2 protein-coding genes and 1 pseudogene are annotated in these 2,574 nt (G+C 45.1%); 2 read left to right on the plus strand and 1 reads right to left on the minus strand.

The window, feature by feature from the left end; translation table 11 throughout:
• Positions 1–36: 36 nt before the first annotated feature.
• The gene (locus WEIDD23_RS04510) at positions 37–879 is read right to left on the minus strand and encodes a MurR/RpiR family transcriptional regulator (RefSeq protein ID WP_010375313.1); all 843 of its coding nucleotides are present in this window, start codon (positions 877–879) and stop codon (positions 37–39) included.
• Positions 880–1,088: 209 nt separating this feature from the next.
• Here WEIDD23_RS04510 and gnd point away from each other — a divergent pair, with 209 nt between their 5' ends.
• Positions 1,089–1,997 carry a phosphogluconate dehydrogenase (NAD(+)-dependent, decarboxylating) gene (gene gnd / locus WEIDD23_RS04515; RefSeq protein WP_010375310.1) on the plus strand — a complete coding sequence of 303 codons (909 nt, stop codon included), beginning with the start codon at positions 1,089–1,091 and terminating at the stop codon, positions 1,995–1,997.
• Between the two features lie 359 nt (positions 1,998–2,356).
• Positions 2,357–2,574 (plus strand): annotated as a pseudogene (locus WEIDD23_RS14475) (gluconate kinase); the annotation flags it as partial.

Genomic DNA, 2,574 nt, shown 5'->3' on the forward strand with positions numbered 1-2,574 from the left:
CCGTTTGAACGTAGGTTGTTCAAACGGGATTTTTTATTATTCACGGGTACCTTCAATGGCCGTACGCATATGGTCAACCACCTGTTGCGTTTTGTCGCCAAGTTGGACACCAACTAACGTGAAGAGGCTGTCCATGATGGTGATTTGGGCAATCAACGAGGACATTGATTCGCTTCGAATATTAACTTCTTCCGCGGCGCTGGCCAATACCAAATCAGCGAGCTTTGCCAATTCTGATTGGGGGTAGGCGGTAATGGCGATAATCTTAACGCCGTTGGTATGAAGTTGACGCGCAATGGTTAACGTATCGTGATTGCGCCCTGAGTGAGAAACTACGATGGCCACGTCAGTCGTGCGCATGCGGACGGCTTGCATGAGCTGCACGTCGTAGTCAGGGTGCTGTTCAACGTCTAATGGGGTGCGGAGCAACTTGTGGTAACCATTTAAAGCCACGATGGATGAACCACCGATACCAAATAGGCCAACCCGGCGTGCTTCAACTAACCACTTGGTTGCCGTTGTCCAGTCGGCCGTTTTAATCATATTGACCGTTGATTCAAGGGCGTTGGTTGCGCCGCTGAAGACCTTCTTGACGATTTCACTGGTATCATCTTCTTCATCGATTTCACCAAAGAAAGTATCATCTGATTGGGTCACAACGGCCAAGCTAAGTGAAAATTCACGGAATGAGCTAAAGCCGACGCGCTTTACAAAACGAGAGATGGTTGCCGTTGAGAGGCCAACCGCATTTGCCAGGCCCTGAATAGTTAAAGAACGAATTTCTTCGGGGTTTGCTAAGATAAAAGTTGCGACTTTTTCGTCGGAACCAGAAAGTTGTTCACGCATTGAACGAATGCGTGTAAAGCCGGATTGCGCCATTTTATCTCCTTTTTAAATATATTAATCATGTATTTAACCCGTTATGGGCATACTTTTCCATTGTTTAATAGTTTTTAGTGCGTTCCAATATTCCTGACTAAAAACCCTATGAAAACATTTTACAACAAAAAGGGTTGCAAAGTGAAAAACTTTTGCATTATAATAATGATTGTAGAAAAAACAAGCACAAGAAAAAAGAGGTAACTCAAATGAAGTTCGCTATGATCGGCCTTGGTAAGATGGGTTTGAACTTGGTAAAGAACGCCGTTGATAACGGTCACGAAGTTGTTGCATTCGACTTGAACGCAGACTTCGTTAAGGAAGCAGCTGATTACTCAGATAAGGTATCTGCAGCATCAGACTTGGACGACATGTTGGCACAATTGCCATCACCAAAGGTTGTTTGGGTAATGGTTCCAGCCGGTGTTCCAACGAACTCAACTATCGACACGTTGATCGAGAAGATGGTTGAAGGCGACATCATCATCGATGGTGGTAACTCAAACTACAAGGATAACTTGGAGCAAAACAAGCGCACGACTGCTGCTGGTATCAAGTTCTTCGATGCTGGTACTTCAGGCGGAATGTCTGGTGCACGTAACGGTGGAAACTTCATGATCGGTGGAGATGACGCTGAAGCTTGGAAGGTTATCGAGCCTTTGTTCAAGTCAATCGCCTTGGAAGACGGTTACCTATACACTGGTCGTTTGGGTTCAGGTCACTACTTGAAGATGGTTCACAACGGAATCGAATACGGTATGATGCAAGCCATCGCCGAAGGTTTCGAAGTTTTGGAAGCATCACAATACGACTACGACTACGAAGCAGTTGCTAAGTTGTGGAACCACGGTTCAGTTGTTCGTTCATGGTTGATGGAATTGGCCGAAGAGCAATTTGCTAAGGACCCTAAGTTGGATGCCATCTCAGGTCGTATGCACTCATCTGGTGAAGGTAAGTGGACGATCGAAGAGTCATTGGACTTGGAAGTTCCAGCACCAGTTATCGCATTGTCATTGATGATGCGTTACCGTTCACTACAAGAAGACACGTTTACTGGTAAGGTTGTTTCAGCTTTGCGTAACGGCTTCGGTGGACACGCTATGGACGCTGCTAAGTAATTTTAGTCAATTCAGTCGTGTGATGTGCGACGTTAAGTTTACTAAAGCTACGATGTAGAAGACCCACAAAATATGAGATTTAAACACACAGAGTGACTAAGGAAGCCGCTGTTGGTTGCCCTATCGACCTTTGGCGCTGCGTACTTGCCATTGGGGGGCACCCATGGCAGGAAACTTAGTTCATTCGTTTCACGAATAACTCTGTGTTTCCAATGCTTAAGTTGTGAGATTCTTGAGTATTGAAGCCATCCATTTCGATGGATGGCGAGATTGTGAGAGATACACCCGACAGATTTCTGTCGGGTGTTTTTTAATGAGTAGGGTATAATAGACGTATTAACTTTGAGGATTGAGATACCATGAAATATACTTTGACACTTGATTTGGCGGCTGCGAACATCGTAGCGGTTTTAACAGATGAAAATGACAATCAAACAACAACGCGCTACGCCTATGCCGGTGTTGAATTCCCATCAGATCCGGTCTCACCAGATAACATCGTGACGACCTTACTCGATACGTTAACGACGATCAATAATGGCCTACCAGGCGATACAGATGTTTTGACTGAAGTCCA

Source organism: Weissella sp. DD23, from assembly GCF_001579105.1.
GTDB classification, from domain to species: domain Bacteria; phylum Bacillota; class Bacilli; order Lactobacillales; family Lactobacillaceae; genus Weissella; species Weissella cibaria.